This window comes from Aliivibrio fischeri ATCC 7744 = JCM 18803 = DSM 507, from assembly GCF_023983475.1.
GTDB lineage: Bacteria > Pseudomonadota > Gammaproteobacteria > Enterobacterales > Vibrionaceae > Aliivibrio > Aliivibrio fischeri.
The window spans coordinates 646,550-665,087 of record NZ_CP092713.1; the positions used below are offsets into that span (position 1 = coordinate 646,550).

At 37.2% G+C, this 18,538-nt stretch carries 13 protein-coding genes; 9 read left to right on the forward strand and 4 right to left on the reverse strand.

Going from position 1 to position 18,538, the window contains the following annotated elements; translation table 11 throughout:
* The first annotated feature begins 296 nt into the window (after nt 1-296).
* Nucleotides 297-2,189 carry an arginine decarboxylase gene (speA, locus tag AVFI_RS16445; protein ID WP_373367054.1) on the forward strand — a complete coding sequence of 631 codons (1,893 nt, stop codon included), beginning with the start codon at nt 297-299 and terminating at the stop codon, nt 2,187-2,189.
* The gene (speB, locus tag AVFI_RS16450; RefSeq protein ID WP_011263658.1) at nt 2,189-3,115 is read left to right on the forward strand and encodes an agmatinase; all 927 of its coding nucleotides are present in this window, start codon (nt 2,189-2,191) and stop codon (nt 3,113-3,115) included. Before speA ends, speB begins: the two co-directional genes overlap by 1 nt.
* A gap of 74 nt (nt 3,116-3,189) precedes the next feature.
* Here speB and AVFI_RS16455 read toward each other — a convergent pair whose 3' ends face one another.
* Nucleotides 3,190-4,095, reverse strand: coding sequence for a M15 family metallopeptidase (locus tag AVFI_RS16455; protein WP_188863818.1), 906 nt, complete (start codon nt 4,093-4,095; stop codon nt 3,190-3,192).
* Nucleotides 4,096-4,417: 322 nt separating this feature from the next.
* Here AVFI_RS16455 and AVFI_RS16460 point away from each other — a divergent pair, with 322 nt between their 5' ends.
* Complete coding sequence (locus tag AVFI_RS16460) at nt 4,418-7,471, forward strand: DUF748 domain-containing protein (RefSeq protein WP_188863819.1); 3,054 nt, start codon at nt 4,418-4,420, stop codon at nt 7,469-7,471.
* Nucleotides 7,472-7,564: 93 nt separating this feature from the next.
* Here the strand turns inward: AVFI_RS16460 and AVFI_RS16465 are convergent, their stop codons facing one another.
* Together AVFI_RS16465 and AVFI_RS16470 are read right to left on the reverse strand one after the other, a co-directional pair.
* On the reverse strand, nt 7,565-8,617 hold the full coding sequence (locus tag AVFI_RS16465) for an aldo/keto reductase (RefSeq protein WP_054776038.1): 1,053 nt from the start codon (nt 8,615-8,617) through the stop codon (nt 7,565-7,567).
* A 35-nt stretch (nt 8,618-8,652) separates the two neighbouring features.
* On the reverse strand, nt 8,653-9,441 hold the full coding sequence (locus tag AVFI_RS16470; RefSeq protein WP_054776037.1) for an ABC transporter permease: 789 nt from the start codon (nt 9,439-9,441) through the stop codon (nt 8,653-8,655).
* Nucleotides 9,442-9,842: 401 nt separating this feature from the next.
* On the opposite strand from AVFI_RS16470, the gene AVFI_RS16475 reads away from it, so the two are divergent.
* The 5 genes from AVFI_RS16475 (at nt 9,843) to AVFI_RS16495 (ending at nt 15,210) form a co-directional block, all read left to right on the forward strand.
* Complete coding sequence (locus AVFI_RS16475) at nt 9,843-10,508, forward strand: helix-turn-helix transcriptional regulator (protein ID WP_005423301.1); 666 nt, start codon at nt 9,843-9,845, stop codon at nt 10,506-10,508.
* 143 nt (nt 10,509-10,651) lie between these two features.
* Nucleotides 10,652-11,158 (forward strand): hypothetical protein, encoded by a 507-nt coding sequence (locus AVFI_RS16480; protein ID WP_005423300.1) that lies wholly within the window; start codon nt 10,652-10,654, stop codon nt 11,156-11,158.
* A gap of 51 nt (nt 11,159-11,209) precedes the next feature.
* Nucleotides 11,210-11,866, forward strand: a complete 657-nt coding sequence (locus AVFI_RS16485) for a fimbrial biogenesis chaperone (RefSeq protein WP_188863820.1) — start codon at nt 11,210-11,212, stop codon at nt 11,864-11,866.
* Nucleotides 11,867-11,900: 34 nt separating this feature from the next.
* Complete coding sequence (locus AVFI_RS16490) at nt 11,901-14,318, forward strand: fimbria/pilus outer membrane usher protein (RefSeq protein WP_188863821.1); 2,418 nt, start codon at nt 11,901-11,903, stop codon at nt 14,316-14,318.
* The gene (locus AVFI_RS16495) at nt 14,308-15,210 is read left to right on the forward strand and encodes a hypothetical protein (protein WP_054776036.1); all 903 of its coding nucleotides are present in this window, start codon (nt 14,308-14,310) and stop codon (nt 15,208-15,210) included. The genes AVFI_RS16490 and AVFI_RS16495 overlap by 11 nt, the downstream gene beginning before the upstream one ends.
* 129 nt (nt 15,211-15,339) lie before the next feature.
* Here AVFI_RS16495 and AVFI_RS16500 read toward each other — a convergent pair whose 3' ends face one another.
* Nucleotides 15,340-17,187 (reverse strand): SUMF1/EgtB/PvdO family nonheme iron enzyme, encoded by a 1,848-nt coding sequence (locus tag AVFI_RS16500; protein ID WP_017018831.1) that lies wholly within the window; start codon nt 17,185-17,187, stop codon nt 15,340-15,342.
* Nucleotides 17,188-17,650: 463 nt separating this feature from the next.
* Between AVFI_RS16500 and AVFI_RS16505 the strand changes: the two genes are divergently transcribed.
* Nucleotides 17,651-18,430, forward strand: a complete 780-nt coding sequence (locus AVFI_RS16505; protein ID WP_017018830.1) for a helix-turn-helix transcriptional regulator — start codon at nt 17,651-17,653, stop codon at nt 18,428-18,430.
* Nucleotides 18,431-18,538: the final 108 nt, after the last annotated feature.

Below are 18,538 nucleotides of genomic sequence, written 5' to 3' on the forward strand. Positions count from 1 at the left end.
ACATATTAATTACAGCAAATGTTGAATGAGATTCTACTGTTTCGTATCAGATAAACAAGGATAATGACAAAAAGCGTTACAGTTTTATCTCTCAATTTTGAACCAAAATAACGACAAATTTTTTCGATTCTTACGATAAATATTCATTATTGGACTACGTTTAAAGAATGTTAGTTAATGCCGTCGACAACTTGTTAGGTTACAAGGATTGTTAGGTTATGCTTCGATATTCCAACGAAGTATTTTCTTTTGATGGCCCTATTGTGTGAGGTCTAGATTTGGAACATTCGGTTAATTTGGAACGTATCCGTGCTGAGTATAATGTAAAGCACTGGAGCCAAGGTTTTTATGGTATTGATGACAATGGTGAGGTTTATGTTTCACCACGCACTGACGCGAGTCACCAAGTTCCACTAAGTCATATTGTGAATCAATTAGAGCAGCGAAATATTGGATTGCCTGCTTTGGTTCGTTTTCCCCAAATCGTTCATCAGCGTGTGCATAATATTTGTAATGCATTTAACCAAGCGATTGATGAATACCAATATGAAAACCACTACCTTCTTGTTTACCCAATTAAAGTAAACCAACAAAAAGAAGTGGTTGATGAAATTCTTGCAAGTCAGGCGCAATTAGAGCAGAAGCAATTAGGCTTAGAAGCAGGCAGTAAACCTGAACTATTGGCTGTATTAGCGCTAGCTCAAAAAGCGAGTTCAGTTATTGTATGTAATGGTTATAAAGACCGTGAGTACGTTCGCTTAGCACTGATTGGTGAGAAACTTGGTCACAGTGTTTTTATCGTTCTAGAAAAATTATCAGAATTAGATTTAGTTCTGTCTGAAGCAAAAGCATTAGGTGTTAAACCACGTCTTGGCTTGCGTATTCGTCTTGCTTCTCAAGGTGCGGGTAAATGGCAAGCAAGTGGTGGCGAAAAATCGAAATTTGGTTTATCTGCTTCTCAAGTATTGACGGTAATTAACCGCCTAAAAGCAGAAGACCAATTAGATATTTTAGAGCTTGTGCATTTCCATTTAGGCTCACAAATGGCAAACATTCGTGATGTTCGTAATGGTGTGAGTGAAGCGGCTCGTTTTTACTGTGAATTACGTGATATTGGCGCAAAACTAAAATACCTCGATGTCGGTGGTGGTTTAGCGGTGGATTACGATGGAACGCGCAGTCAGTCATCAAACTCGATGAACTACGGTTTGGCGGAATATGCACGTAATATCGTAATGACGATTGGTGATATTTGTCAGCTTTACTCGCAACCAATGCCAGTGATTATCTCTGAATCTGGTCGTTCGTTAACGGCGCATCACGCAGTGTTAATTACTAATGTTATTGGTACAGAAAGCTACACGCCAGAAGCAATAGAAGCGCCTTGTGCAGATGATCCATTGTTATTACACAATATGTGGCGTAACTTAGAACAGTTAGAAAACGGCAGCGATGATCGTGCGTTAATTGAGATTTATAACGATACTCAATGTGACGTAGCAGAGGCTCATAATCAGTTTGCGACAGGTATGATTAACCTTCAGCATCGAGCATGGGCAGAGCAAGTATCATTACGTATTAACTATGAGTTAAGCGTAAAAATGAGCACCAAGAACCGCTACCACCGTCCAATCTTGGATGAGTTAAGTGAGCGTTTAGCGGATAAGTTCTTTGTGAATTTCTCTCTGTTCCAATCATTACCAGACGCGTGGGGTATTGATCAGGTGTTCCCTGTGTTACCACTAAGCGGTCTTGATAATGCGGATGAGCATCGTGCTGTTGTATTGGATATTACGTGTGACTCAGATGGTACGATTGATCAATATGTTGATGGTCAAGGTATTGAAACAACGTTACCAGTACCAGCTTGGAACCCTGATGAGCCTTATTTAATGGGCTTCTTCTTAGTGGGCGCATACCAAGAAATCTTAGGTGATATGCATAACCTATTTGGTGATACTCACAGCGTTGTTGTTAATGTTGATGAAAATGGCGAAGCAAATATTGATTACATCAATGAAGGCGATACCGTTGAAGATATGATGCGTTATGTACATATCGATGTGGATTTGATCCGTCAAAACTACAAAGACATGGTAACAGCGAAAGTTGCAGAAGAAGAACAACAAAGCGTGCTTGAAGAGTTAGAGCAAGGCTTAATGGGTTACACCTATTTGGAAGATTTTTAATGAACGATTTATTCACCAAAAAAGATTATTCATTGTACTCAAATGCAATGACATTTATGCGTCGCCCATTGGTACAAAACCCAATTGATAACGATGCAGATATCGTCGTGTTAGGTGCACCATTAGATATGGCAACCTCAGGTCGCCCTGGTGCGCGTTTAGGTCCTGATGCGATCCGTCGTGCATCAGTAAATCTAGCGTGGGAAGGTAAAAAATTCCCATGGGATTTCAATGTATTTGATCATACAAAAGTGATTGATTCAGGTGACCTTGTTTTTGACACGGGCGATGCAGAAGATTTAACAGTACGCCTCGAAGCGGCAGCTGATGCGATTCTAAATAGCGGTAAAACCCTATTAGGTTTAGGTGGTGATCACTTTATTACTCTGCCTTTGCTGCGTGCTTATGGTAAAAAATACGGTGAAATGGCATTAATTCATTTTGATGCTCACACTGATACTTATAGTCATGGTAGTCGTTATGATCACGGTACTATGTTCTATCATGCACCAAACGAAGGTCTTATTTCACCGGAGCATTCTGTTCAGATCGGTATTCGTACTGAGTATGACCAAAAAGATCACGGATTTAATGTGATTAACGCAATGCAAGCGAATGACATGAGTGTTGATGCCATTATCGAGCAAGTAAAAGGCATTGTTGGTGACAAACCAGTATACCTAACGTTTGATATTGACTGTCTTGATCCTGCGTTTGCTCCGGGTACAGGTACACCAGTATGTGGTGGCTTGAACTCAGATAAGATCTTAAAAATCATCCGTGGTTTGCAAGGTATCAACATGGTTGGTATGGATGTGGTAGAAGTATCACCTGCGTACGACCAAAGTGATATCACGGCATTGGCTGGTGCAACGATTGCTTTAGAGCTTCTGTATGTTTGGACTGCGAATCGTTTAAACAAATAAGCGTTATAAGCTGAGTAAAAATAAACCCGTTGAATGAGAGTTCAACGGGTTTATGCTTTTCAGGTTCAGGATTTTTATTTAAAACATTGAGATTTTGATACTTGGACTTTCTTGTTTATTGCTTGCATAACCGAACTAGGGTTAGCTTTATACAAACGGTTTAAAGACGTTGTTGTTTTTAATTCTGTTTGCAAATATGAAGTGTAATCTTTGAATTTATTCATCTGCTTAGAACCGTAATTTTGTTGGCATGACTGAACCCAATCAACATAATGATTAAAAAATACGGACGCCTCTTTGGTTGGCATTGCAGTCATTAAATACGCCATATCACGACTGGTTTGAAAGTGCTGAAAATCAATGGGTGTATCCCAATATCCGCCCCAATAAATGAATCCATTTTGAGCAAAAATATTAATCACTTCCTCTGCAAATCCCTTTCTATCTTCCTTACCTAAACGTTGCAGCATTCGGTTTGAATATTCATGACCTTTTAATGGTTTGAATGTCGCGGTTCCCCATGAAGTAAATTCAACAAACGGATTCTGTAACGGGTTAATATCAATAGCAACGCCATAAGCGTGTAAAGAGAGGGAAGATTTACCTGCAATTGGTCGGTAGTTAAATGCTGAGGTGTTATTAGCATCCATGGATTTAACATCATTGCCAGCGTAATACTCAATAGGTTTAGCTTGAGCTATTGGGAAGCCTTGCTGATACAACTCATCAAAAATACGTTCAACGTGAGGCGCCACTGCATCTAAGACAACAAGTTTACCTGCCGCTGTTTTCCCATTAAACGTGTAATGCTTAAAGGTGACATTACGTAAACGGTCACATTGAACGGGTGCTTTTGTTGACATAACGCCTTTACCAATCATTGCTTGGCATTGCGCTGCCGTTAAATTAGATATATTGGCAAAACTTGGGGCTGAGCAAAAAAATAATGCTAAAGCAGTAAGCAGGCGGTTTTTTTTCATGTAAACAGTCCTTATTAAGGAGGTAACTTGCTGTATTTAAAGTGACTATGCCACGAAACTTTCTCTTATTCTAGTTGTTCTAGAGTTCAGATTAATAAACGTATTCGAGTGTGATTTTCATTCCAAATTAAATATCTTATGATTTTGCGAGCCAATCAAAGGAGATTGCTAGACATAAGCATATTGTATAGATAGAATTTTGATGTTTTTTGTTCTGTCTATAGATAAAAGTAATAATTACTGATTTTGAATCGTTAATGATTATATTAAGAATGCTTAATACGTCATGAGACTGCTATAGACGTAGGAGTAGTAGGTAAAAATGTCGAACAAATTTAAAGCTGTAGTTGAAAAGTTTCGTTCTTTTCCTCGTCGTATTCGCTGGAGTACGTATGCATTAAGTGCTTATCTTTTATATGCTGCATTGTTTGGCTTATTGGTACCATATATTGCTAAGCAGCAGATCCCTGAACAGCTTTCTAAACTTATAGAACGTCCTGTGACGTTAACTGACGTGACGTTTAATCCTTTTACTCTTCAATTAGATCTTCATCAGTTTTCCATTCAGGACGCTGAATCTTCAACTTCCTTTGTGCGCTTTGAGAATGCAGGCGTAAAAATTAACTTTTGGGAGTCGATTTTTAATGCAGCAATTTCAGTTGAATATATCGCATTAGATAAACCTTATGTTGATATTGAACGTTTAAATGATACCGAACAATTGGTATTTAATTTCAATGATATTTTAAGTGCTGTTGCACGTAATTTGGCGTCAGAAGAAAAAGTAGAACCATCAATAGAAGAGCCAATTGATCGTCATAAAGCGTTATTTCCTGTTTTGATTAAACAAACAAGACTAGCTCAAGGTCATGTCAGATTTTTTGATGGTGTCACTGAAACAGAGTTAGTCTATCCAGATATCAACTTCACGTTGGGTTCATTTTCTACACAAAGCTTATTAACGAATGTTGAGTATAAGAATGAGTATCGTCTACAAATTACAGATGCAGATTCGGGCAAGGTAGAGCTCAAAGGTCAAGTGCAATTAAAACCGTTAGAAGTGGTCGGTGATATTCATGTTCAGAAGATTGAATTACCACGCTTATGGGGCTTTATTGAAAAAGACATTATTGCCAAATTAACCTCAGGGAATGTGAATTTTTCATCGAACTATTATGTGGCTCAAACCATCGGTGATACTGAAAATGACGATACGATGAGCATCACTACTGATGAAGGCGTCTTCTCTGTTAATCACTTAAATTTTAATGCAGAAGATAAATCCATTGTTTCACTGCCTAGTTTCTCTGTAAATGGCATTGCAACGAATGTAGAAAAGCAAACGGTTACGATTGCATCTGTTACTTCACAAGGCTTACAGGTTTCAGCAAAAGTTGATGATAAGGGCGCTGACCTTGTTAATTTATTCACACCTAAGTTTATTGCTGAAGTACCAAAAGAACATAAAGATGATTCAGTAGAAACAGAGCCAAAATCTACAGAAGTTTCTCAGTCATGGTTGGTAACGCTTGATGGTATAGAAATTAAAGATTACCAGTTAAACGTAGAAGAAAAGGTTGTTACTAAAAAAGCCAACCTGTGGCAGATTTCTCCTATTAATTTAACGACGAGTCAAATTGTTAGTGATTTATCTAAGCCTATTGATTTTGATTTCTTTGCTTCAGTTAATAGCAAAGGGGATATAAGCGTTAAGGGCCAGGCTGATGCTAAACAACAAGCCGTAATGGCTGATATTGATGTTAAATCATTAAAACTTGCTCAGTTTCAGCCTTATTTAGCAACAGCAGTAAATGCTACGCTCACTAAAGGTGAAGTGAATACACAAGCTAAGTTAAATGCTAATGCAGAAGGCAAGGTTATCGTGAATGGTGGGGTGCAAGTTAATCATCTTTCTATTCGTGATAATAAGCTGAGAAAACCGTTTGTAAAATGGCGCTCATTAGCGGTGAACAAATTTGATTTTGATTTACAAAAGTCTAAGTTAGCTATTGATACGCTAAGTGTTAGTCAGCCTTATGCTCGAGTGGTGATTAACAAAGATCGTTCCACCAATATCGGTGATTTGATTGTTGCTCAACCTAAAGCCAAAAAATCAAAATCGACAACGAAGAAAAAGGGTCAGAAGCCGTTTGCATTAAGCGTGAGAAAGATAGCGTTTAATAATGGTTCGGCTTTCTTTGCTGATAACTCACTGACGCCGAATTTCTCTTCTGGTATCGAACAACTAAAAGGCAACATTGGCCATGTATCGAGTATTCCAGGAACAAAGGCGACGGTTGATATTAGCGGTAACATTGAGAAATACGCACCAGTAAAAGTGAAAGGGGAGATTAACCCATTACTTAAGCAACCGTATTTAGATTTGGATGTGGTATTTAAGAGTGTAGAGTTGACGACGGTAAATCCATATTCAGGCACATATGCAGGTCACTATATCGATAAAGGGCAATTAACATTAGCGCTTAATTACCAGTTAGAAAATAATCAGCTAAAAGGTGAGAACCATGTGATTATCGATCAACTGAAATTAGGTAAAGCCAGTGATAGTGATTTAGCAACCTCACTACCGTTAGAGTTAGCGATCGCTTTATTGCAAGATAACGATGGAGTGATTGATCTTGGGGTTGAAGTATCTGGTGATGTGAATGATCCAGAGTTTAGTTTAGGTGCTGTCATTTGGAGTACGATTTCAAATATCATCACTAAAGCGGTTACTGCACCATTTTCATTTATCGCAGGTCTTGCTGGCTCTGATGAAGAATTAAATGTCATTGCCTTTCAATTTGGTACTGATGAGTTAACAATAGAAGAGCAAGAGAAACTACAGACGTTAGGTAAAGCATTAGAAACTCGTCCTAAACTAAAATTAACTGTTGATGGCGCTGTGAATGCGCAAGAAGACAGTAAGGCGCTTGAGTTAGAACATTTTAATCAATTGTTAGTGGAAGCGGCTAAAATCCCAGAAAATGAATTACCTCAAAACTTAACAGCGAGTTCAATGCCAACTTCGGGTCCATTATCAGACGCTTTGCAAAGTATATATAAAGCGGAGTACGGTGAAAAAGCCACTGAAGTAAAAGATCGAATTGAAGACGAAGAAGAAGCAAAAGATATAGAGTTAACGGATGAAGAGTTAAATAAACGTTGGCATATTGCTTTATATAATTTGGTTTTAAATAAGCAAAAAATAAATGAAGGCGAACTTGGGCAATTAGCTCAACAGCGAGCACAAGCAGTAAAAGCGTATTTGGTGGATGTGGTAAAAGTTGATGCCGCTCGTGTGTTCTTACTGGATAGTCGCTTTGACATTGAGCAAGACACCAGCAGCGTATTATTATCGTTAGAAGCTAAGTAAACTCTTACTCAGAGATTAAAAGAATAAAATGGCGCATCAAGATAAGATGCGCCATTTTTCTATGTAGTGAGCATTCAATTAGCTATATTTGCATTAAAACGGCATTGGGTATTGTCTAAATACTGCATTAATATCTGAAATAGCTTCGTCACTTAATGGTTTTGAGAACGCCTCAATATCTTCTTTTAATTGCTCTAGAGAGGTTGCACCAATAATAGTCGATGTAACGCCATCTACTTGATCACACCAAGCTAATGCCAATTGGCAAGGCGTATAACCATGTTTCTCAGCAACATTCATATAGGCGCGTACTGCTTCATTTGCAGCAGGTGTATCTCGGAAAATACCATTACGTTGTGAGAAGGTCCAACGGCTGCCTTCTGGCATTTTTCCATCTAAATATTTACCACTTAACATGCCGCCAGCCAGTGGTGACCAAGGTAGGTAAGCCACATTTTCATGAATACAGTTTTCAATGAGATAAGGCCAGTCTTTTGCATGCAATAAACTGAATTCGTTTTGAATTGAAACCATTCTTGGTAAATCGTATTTTTCACTCAATTTTAGATAGGTATTGATGCCCCACGGAGTATCGTCTGATAATCCTATATGATGGATTTTCCCTGCTTTTACACAAGTATCTAGTGCTTGTAAAATTTCAAGCATATCGGCTTCTTCTTTCTTTGCATCGAATTCACTGAATTTGAATTGATTTGGAAAGTGCTTACCAAAATGTGGGGAAGTACGGTTTGGCCAATGCAGTTGGTAGAGGTCAATATAATCTGTTTGTAATCGTGCAAGTGAGGCATCAACCGCAGCAATAACGGCTTCACCTGTGATTGCTCCACCATCACGAACCCAAGGTAAACCTGGACCTGCAATTTTAGAGGCTAAGATGATTTCTTTACGTCGTTCAGGATTCGCTGCTAGCCAGTTACCAATGATGGTTTCTGTTTTACCGTAGGTATCAGGTGATGGCGGTACCGCATACATTTCAGCGGTATCGATAAAGTTAATGCCTTGGCTTAGCGCATAATCAATTTGTTGATTGGCGTCTTCTTGGGTGTTTTGTTTTCCCCAAGTCATGCTACCTAAACAGATACGAGAAACTGAGAGATTACTGCTACCAAGTGTTGAGTATTCCATGTAAGAAGGCTCCTTTATTTCTTTTTATTGGATCGTTAATTAAGAAAACGCACTAATACTTTCCCTTCTTTTGAAATATTGTTCTTGAGGGTCAGTTGTAATGTGATAGTGACAGATATGGTCAGCATAACAAAAATAGCGATTAAAATAAGCAGTTGATATTTTATAGCAACCATAGGGTTAACCCCTCCTAAGATTTGACCTGTCATCATGCCAGGAAGGGTAACTAAGCCTGTTGTAGCCATTGATGCCATAATAGGAGCAAAGGCTTTTTGCATTGCCGCACGAACAAAAGGAAGAGTTGCATAGTGCGGAGATGCGCCAAGAGCGATAGCGGCATGATACTCACTCTCTCGTTCTTTAAATGCAGTGAATAAGTTTTGCAAAGCAACGATATTTCCACTCAAACTATTGCCTAATAACATACCAGCTAGAGGGATCACATATTGAGCGCTATAAAGTGGGGTTGGTTGAATGATTACCGAACTAAGTAAAATGACCAATGGTGAAAGTCCAATAAATAAACCAGTAGCTACGGGAAACAGCAGGCGTCTTTTTGGTAGTTTGGCTTTAGCAATGATAGAGCTAGAGCCGATAGCAATCATTAATATAATCCATAGTGCATTTAACAATGGATTATTTAATTGAAAGACAAATTCAAGATACAGACCAATAAAAGCCAGTTGTGTGATCATTCTAATCACACTGATAGCCATGTCTTTAGCGAGATCTAATTGGTAAATGCGATTAATTGAAAACGGAATGATTAATGTAAGGCTAAACAGCCCCATTAACGACCAACTGATATCTAAGGATTCTTGCATATTTTCTATTGGCTAATGAATCATGGATAAAGTATCTCAGGATTTACATTATTTCTAAACTATTAAATATGCACAATATTGGGAATGTAACTATTAAAATAGCGATTTACACGAACAAGAGATGTAACCCCAGAAGTTAAACATCAGGTTTGACCACACAGAATAGAAGCAGATATAAACCCCACCTTGTTTGCTTTAGCCATATGTCTTAAGCAGGTACGACAAATTAATACATATTCGAAGAGCATCTCAAAAAATAGATTTAAATACTGTTTTATTAATAACTGTGATAACTGCATTAGAGTGATTTATTACTCTGTTATATGTTATTTGCACTGAATATATAAACTATTGCAGTGAGGGATCTTAATACTTTTAACCTATAGACAGTATGAGTTGAAATGAATAAATACAGCGAAATATATATTGTATCAACAAATAATGAATGGGCTGATATCCTTATCGGAGGGCTATCTACGATCTTTGTTAGCTATAATTTCCAACACTTAACTTCATTATCTAATTTGTGGAATATAAGACCGGGAACGATCGTCATTTATGATAAAGAAAGTTTGGGTAATCCATCATTAAATTTAGTGTCTCCAGGTGAACGTGGCGGGGAGTGGGTTATTGTAAATGCAAAGCAGTGTGATACAGAGAGTAGTGCTGGTTTTATTGCGTTGGGCTTCTCTGGCCTAATTGATAAAGCATATACGATAGAAATGCTACCCAAAGCGATAAGGACCGTTATTTCTGGGCAGTTATGGTTTAGTCGAGAGGCAATGTCATTGTCGCTTAAACAAGCCACTCATATTGGTCATCAATCAAATCACTCGATTAATATATTAGCGGTAAAGTATGCACTTACGGTTAGGGAGCAGCAGGTTTTTCTATATTTATTACAAGGAAGCAGTAATAAGGAAATTGCAATGCAAATGAATGTCAGTCCAAGCACGATTAAATGTCATGTTTCGAGTATTTTATTAAAAACGGGAAAAAATGGACGTAGGCAACTTTTCTCTTTACTCGTTGATAATGAAAAGAAAGTAATAACACCAACAGTATAGGATGAGTTAGGCCAATAATCCCCCTTTTAAGTGATAACTCTAGACATATGGCCTATATCCTATTTCTCCTTTATCTCTATATTTATAGCGGTACAGTCAAGTTGATGTATATAAAATAGTCAACTAAGGAAAGGAGAAGACTAATGAAAGGTTTAATTGGTGGAGCTGTTTTAGCTTTATTATGTTCTACAGGTGCAACTGCATCTGATTGGGTTGTTGGTAGTGATGAAGGGCGTGCAGATTTTCATGTGAAATTTAAAGGTGAAGTTCCTAAGCGCTGTGAAATGGTTGCAAACAAAAATTTAGAAACTATCACGTTTGATTTAGCGAAAGAATCGGATACGAAGAAGTTCGCATTTAAAGCGTGGTGTAACTCGTATGGTAGTAAAGCAAACCTACTTATTGACGGTTTCCAGTTTAAAAATGGTAATGGGGATGTGATCCCTATGCAGTATAAGTTTAAAGGGGAAAAAGTCGTAAACGATGGCTCAACAAACGTTACTCGTATTTATAAAGAAATTGATATTAGCAATAGCCTTGATAAATCAATGTCAGCTAAACATGTTTTAAAAATTAAATCATTACCACAAGTTGGTGCGCGTCATGGTGAATATGCAGGTTCTATGTATGTAAGCTTATTCCATATGTAATGATAACCAGAGTAGTTTTTGGGGGGATAATATCCCCCCATTGAGGTTTATATGAAAAAACAAATATATGTATTCTTATTAACTCTTATTTTTCCATTTCATCTTAGTGCATTTGAGCTTTTTCCAATGGTTAACTTTTTTAGTGACCATGGTAAAGACAATTCAGGTTTCTTTAAAATTACAAATGCCTCACTACAACCTCTTCCTGTTGAAATTGAAGTCAGAAAAAGACAAGTAACAGGAGAAGAATCGGAAGTTTTGATTGAGAGTGCAGATATCTTTGTTTTCCCTCCACAAGCACTTATTGCTCCCGGCGCTTCACAGACAATAAAAGTACAATATATTGGTTCACCAAAAGAAATTGCAGAATCTTATCGCCTTATTGTAAGTCAGTTGCCATTAAAAGATGAAATGGGTAGCGATAGTATTCAAATGCTGTTCCGAATTGGTGGGCTTGTTTTTGTTTCACCAAATAAAGTTAATGAAACCGTAAAAAGTCAATTATCAACAAATGAAAATAATCAATCAGTTCTGATGATTGATAATGTAGGTAGCAGTGTCGTAGATGTAAGTAAACAGACCTGGAATGTCAGTTTAGACGATAAGAAATACACATGGAAATGGTCTGATATTGAACCTTTTATTTCTCTTCAATATTTAGTTCCAGGACAAAGTGCTAGTTTGCTGGTGAGTGACTTGACTCAATAATTTAAGTCAATATGAAATGATAAGAAGATAAATAATGTGGCGATGGATTGTCCTATGTTGTATTTCCTTGTGGATAACAGTACCTGCTTTTGCGGCATTTAATTTAACGCTACCGATTATTTATAGTGATAAAGAAATAGGAGAAGTACCTGTTGAGGTTGATGGTATGTCATTAACAGGTATTGGAAAAGAAGACTTGAAAGCCATACTTGGAGCGAGGATAAGCCCTGAGTGGTGGCATAATATAGAAAAGAAAAACACTTCCTTAAATGCTTATATTGAACCGAAATTACTAGCTGAAAATGGTCTAGGTATTGAGTTAGATCCTGAAAATTTAGTTATCTTGGTCACTGTGTCGTCTGAATTATTAGCAGAGCAAGACATAAACCTTTCCAACGGATACCCTCTATTTATTCCAACAGAAAGTGGAAATTTTGCGTGGCTTAATAGCATAAATACTCGTTATGACATGAATTGGGATAAAAACACTGAATCATGGTCAACATCTGTTGATTGGCTATCTCAATTGAATATTGGTGGTGCAAAAGGGGTGAATGCTCTTTTGGCTAATTATATTTATAGCGATCAAGAAGAAACTCGATTTCAGCGAGGTGAATGGAAAGCTTTTTATGATGAACCTAATATGCCTTTACGAATATCTGTTGGAGATATTAGTAGTGGTGAGTCTGGGCATATTACTAATATCGCATTGGGGGGGATTTCAATTGAAAGTCGTTATGCTGATTTACAGCCCAATAGAGATATTAGTCCTGAAAGTAGCCAACAATTAGTATTACTCGAATCAGCTGAGGTCGATGTTTATGTCAATGGTGAGCGTATATCTGGCGGAAGGCTAGAGCCAGGGCGATATAATTTGCAAAACCTAATGCTAGGAAATGGAGCGAATGATATTACGGTTGAGGTGAGTTATTTATCAGGAAGGCAAGAAACGCTTAAATTCACACAATTTTATAATAGTAAGTTACTAGACGAAGGGTTGTTTGATTACGCTTTTTCAAGTGGTAAACCATTAAATTATAACGATGACGGGATTGATTATAGTGATGTTGTTGTAAGTGCTGGTTTCATTGAATATGGGGTTCTAAGTTGGTTAACTTTAGGGGTTAATGGACTACACACAACCGATGGGCAAGTTATTGGTGGCATAGCTACGCTTAGCTCTGATTTTGGTAATTTAACAGGGCGTTTTTCTATAAGTGATGGAGAGCTGCATGATAAAGGAAAAATAACCTCACTGGATTACGAGCATAGTGTCATCGGAAGAGGTGATAGCCAATCGCCAAATTTACGGCTTGCTATTGAACATTCTAAACAATTTGTTAGGCAGCCGTGGCTAGAAAGCGAATATGAAAATGATTATTTGCGATATTTAGGTAATTACTTTTGGCAGATCACTTCTGAGTTTGATTTAACGTTATCAGGAAGACTCACAACCTATCCAATAGCTGATAAAGAAATAACAGCTACGACACTCCTGAATTGGAGAAAACGTAACTTAGCTGTTGGAGTTGGGATGGAATATGAAGAGTCTGAACGTTACACAGAACCTGATTCTAGAATATTGTTTACGCTAGATTGGAGTTGGTATTCTAAAGATGACGACCACCGAATGGGTGTTTCTTATAACAGTGAAAGTCAGCGTTCAAGAATATATTTAAATAATGAAGGACTTGAACGAGTTGGGGATGCTGGTTATCGAATTGAAGCGGAAAAGGATGATTATCAAGTAAATCAAAAAGCAGTTGCAAGTTATACGGCAAATCGTTTTCGAGTTGAAAGTGAGATATCAAGACATGAAATGCAAGCTACGGGATATGAAAACTATCAAGCATCACTTAGAGCTTCTACAGCAATAGGTATTGTTGATAATCAAATTGGTTGGGGACGGGTTCCGTCAGGGCCATTTGTGATTGCTTCTTTACATCCAACATTACCAAATAGCACTGCTGATTTAGATGTGACACAAGATGGTGTAGCAACTGCTCAAGCGACGTCTTTAATTAATGGTATGTTTTCGTTATCTCAACCTTATGCAACTAATCATGTTGATTATAACGTTACTGATGCTCCGATAGGGTATGACTGGGGGGAAGGACAAATATCATTTACACCAGGAATCGCCACTGGACACTTCATGCAAATTGGTTCAGATGCGTCTTATACCGCGAAAGGTGTCTTGTTATTTAATGATGAAAGCCCTTTGGATTATTACCAAGGAACAATAAAAAATGATCACAAAAGCGTTCGATTTTTTACCAATAAACAAGGTCGTTTTTTTGTTCAAGGACTAACGTCAGGAAAATACACACTGACTCCAGATGGTATGGATATGCCTGATGTACTTATTCAGATTATCAAGCAAGAGACTAGTTTAGTTGATTTAGGTGTTATCTATATAACCTGTGAAGGGGGATGTAACAATGATAAATAAAAATAATATAAATTGGTTATTGTGTAGTGCTTTTTATTTGTTGTTCATCGTAATTTGCTTTCCTGTCAATGCAAGTGAACCCAATGAGTCGTGTCAAGGTGAGTGGAAGGCTATCATATCAACTACGCCTGTTGAGCGCTCTTTCAGGGATCGTGGTGGATTGTGGTTTCCTGCTTATATTGAATTAGGTCATGCATTCCGACGTTGTGCAAAGGCTATTGAAATAGAACCATTAGGGCGAAGTAGTGACCGAATCATCAAAGGCCCACAGAGTGACGTAATTTCATCTTTATTTAATTCAGATAGACAACCGTTAATAAAAAATGGCAAAGGGAATTATCAATTGCCTATTTTAGGTAAAAATCGAGTGAAATTTTGGCTATATATAGCAAAAGGGAAACAACTGTTGCCCGGCCTTTATAGCAGTGAAATGATGTTTTATTTAAGAGATACGATGGGCGTTAAGTCAGAACGAATTGCTTCTTTTAAGTACAGGGCAAAACCTTATGTTAATGCAAAAATTAATAGCTATAGTGGGCGTTGGTTAAGTTATTCAGGGAGTACGATCCGATTAGATATGGGTAACTTAACAAAAAGTAATCACAGGACCATTGATTTCATGGTTCAAAGTAACACAAATGTGCGTGTAAAGTTGATTTCTGAAAATAGGGGAGATTTAGTGAATTTAGATTCATCTAATAAAAGGATCCCTTATTTTGTAACGGTTAATGGGCAGAAGCGTAAATTAAGTGCACCGATAGAATATGAAGTACGCTCTTTTTCTAAAGAGAAGGGAGAGGTATTACGTATTCACATTGAAAATCAAGCATCACCCAATGCAATGGCTGGAATTTACCAAGATATGATGACTGTGAGTTTATTTGCACAATAAACATTAATAATCATATGCATACAATGGTGTATGAGAAGATTTATTCTAAGTTAAGACGACTTATCTGTTAATAAAAAAGCCGCTGAACATGACTATTCAGCGGCTTTGTTGTTTATGGACAGAGTAAAATTATAACTCGCGAACTACTCGGAAACCTGTGTAGTTAGCACTGGTTGATGGGTTCAATTCTAGTGATTCATAAGCTTTTGCTTTTGTTGGTGCAAAGCTCCATGCGCCACCACGAACGATACCTGATTTCGCATTTGTCCATTCCCATACGTTACCTGCCGTATCGTAAACACCATAAGGGTTTGCGCCAAAGCTGCCTACAGGAGATGTTGACTTGTTAGCCCACGTTGAGCCGCCCCAACCTGTGTTTGCATTACCTGAACCAATATCGTCACCCCACCAGTATGCATCTTTGCTACCTGCACGAGCTGCAATTTCCCACTGTGCTTCTGTTGGAAGTGCGTACTTAAAGCCTGTCTGTTTTGTTAACCATTGAGCGTAAGTTTCAGCATCATTTTTAGAAATACAAACGGCAGGAGCGTTTTTAGATTGCTCAAAACCCGGTTTACGCCAGTTTTGGTTTTGGTGACGTTTGGTTTCGCCGCCATTGATAGCATTACAACCTGCGCCTTTTTCAGCTTCAGTGATATAACCTGTACTAGCAACAAATGCATTAAATTGATTTACAGTAACAGGTGTTGCACCAATAGAGTAAGCTTTAGAAATCGTTACATTGTTAGCTGCGTTTTTACCAATGTGGAAATTACCAGAACCAATAACTACCATTTGAGGAGCTAATTGGTTGTTACCTAATCGGTCAGAAAACTTTTTACCTGGTTTTGGACGGTTTTCTTGCTCTTTAAGATCAGCCCATACAGTAATGTCTTTAGTTAATGACATTTGGCGACGGTAAGGTTCGAAACCTGACTTCTCAACAGTGATCTGATGTTGACCAGCTGGAAGCATAACGTCTACTGGTGTACTACCGTAATTAACGCCATTTACTGTTACGTTATCTTCATGACGATTTGAACGAATAGTAATACCTACCCATTTCTTCTCTTTTTTGATTTTATCGTTCAAAGAAGAAGAGTTTGATTGCTCAATACAGTAACGGTTTTCAAGTCCAAGAAGTTGACAAGCAGCAGTAGAGTTAGGACGAGCACGTAAAGAAGCTTGAAGCTTAGTTGTGTAACGGTTACTACCATTAAAACCACTATCAATAATAGCGCTATCTAATACGTGAATATTTAACGATACACTATCAACGTGTTGTTTTACGATATCTGTTTCAGTAAAACCATTGATGAGTTGTTGTTGGAAGTTATTTACCGCTTTTTGCATGCTCAATGTTTTACCTTGGCTTGCACATGCTTCAAGGGTCATCGACATTTTACATGTAATGGTATGAATAACATCTAAACTATCTTGTGCTGCTAGTTCTTCTTGTAAACGAAGAACGCGAGCTTCTTGGCGTGATTCTCCAAGAATTTCCAGTTCGTCTAATGCACGTTGTTTTTTAGCATTATTGCTTTTTAGAACACGAGTTTGTTCTTGAATATCTTGTTGAATAGCAAGCTTAGCAATCTGATTTTCTTTTACTTCTTTCCACGAGTCTTGGTATTGTTTTTGGAAAGGAGTGATATCAAGATCAGGGTCATCAATCATGCGGTTGTATTGCTCATCTAAGTTGCGCTGAGCTAACTTACGTTTCGCATCTAATTGTTCTGCTTTTTTGTCTAAAGAATCACTTTGATTACGTAAATCACGTAGTCGATTTTGGTCATTTCTAACAGTTCCTTCAAGTTGTTTAACTTCACTGCGTTTATGATCAAGCTTCGCATCAATAGACGCGACTGAATCAGCAGCTGGAGCTGTTATTTGTGTTTCAGTATTGGCAAGCGCAACTGGCGTAAAGAGCGCTGGTGACAAGATTAAAGCTAGTGCGGGTAGTCCTTTACGATTCATAATTCTTCTGCTTTTAATATTAGACATAAATAAATTTCGTTCACGTATTCTGATACTGATCTACATATTTCACTTTTCATGTAGCAAATGATCTATGCAGATGAGTATCTGTTATTCATAGATTTAACATTAAGTGTTAAGCAAAATTTATACCAAAATAGTATGTAATTTATATAATCTAATCTACTAACCTTGATCATTGTTTCGATAGTATGAAAGCATGATCAAGTTAATTAATGAGACGATATATTCTTAGTTTTGATATTTAACCATAACTATTTGTAATTAAAGGGTTTTGGTGGTTTGTTGTACTGAGGTATCTGTCATTTATAAGTAGAAAATACATTGGCAGTAAAATGTTTAATCATGATCATGCTTTCATGTGGTGGTTATAGATAGATTGTTTTTATGATCTTGGTTAAACTGAATTTAAATCAGGTTAGATGAGTTAAATGGATTGATGATGGAAATTGACTGGATTTCACCAACTCAAATCATAATGTTGCCGGAAGAAAGAGAACTGCATTCTCATCACTATCATCAATTAGTGATAGGTTTGAAAGGACAAGCTGAGTTTGAAATAAATAATAATTTAAGTGTTATTTATGCTGGTAAAGTAGCAGTTATTCCGGCGAATCAAGAGCATGCTTTTTTAAGTTTGTATCAATCAGAAATATTAGTCCTTAATTTTCCTCAGTTTTTTACTGATGATGAATTGGCATCAAGAGTTAAAAAATTGTTTTGTAAAATGGGCTATTATCAGCTTGATAGTCAAATTCAGCACTTAATTCAATTATTGGTGTGTGAAATACAATCAAATATTGATGATCATTTACTAAGCAGAACATGCAGTAACACGATAATTTCCCTGTTAGAGCGTCATTTAATTGATGAAAATTCAGCAAAAAAAATAAAACGTTTAAATCCAGATGTGATCGACAATTTTATAACACTACATCTCGGAACTAAGATCACAATTGCACAGTTAGCAAGCACTGTTTTTTTAGGGGAGAGTCAATTTTATGCCATTTTTAAGCAAGAATTTGGTTTAACTCCACATCAGTATATCGTTACAAAGCGTATTGAGTACTCAAAGAAATTATTAAGAGAAAGTACCCTTACTGTAGGTGAAATTGCACAACAAGCTGGTTTTGCTAATCAAAGTGCTTTTAGCCATGCTTTTATGAAAAAAGTGGGAGATTCTCCCAGCCACTACCGTAATATGAACTTTATTCGTAATTAAAAATTACCGCTTTTGTTCTCATTTTGTAACCGTATGGATGATTTAACAATTAAATCGGAGGTTTTGACAAGTATTCAGACTAAATAGAAAATAGAATCTTTCGCAATA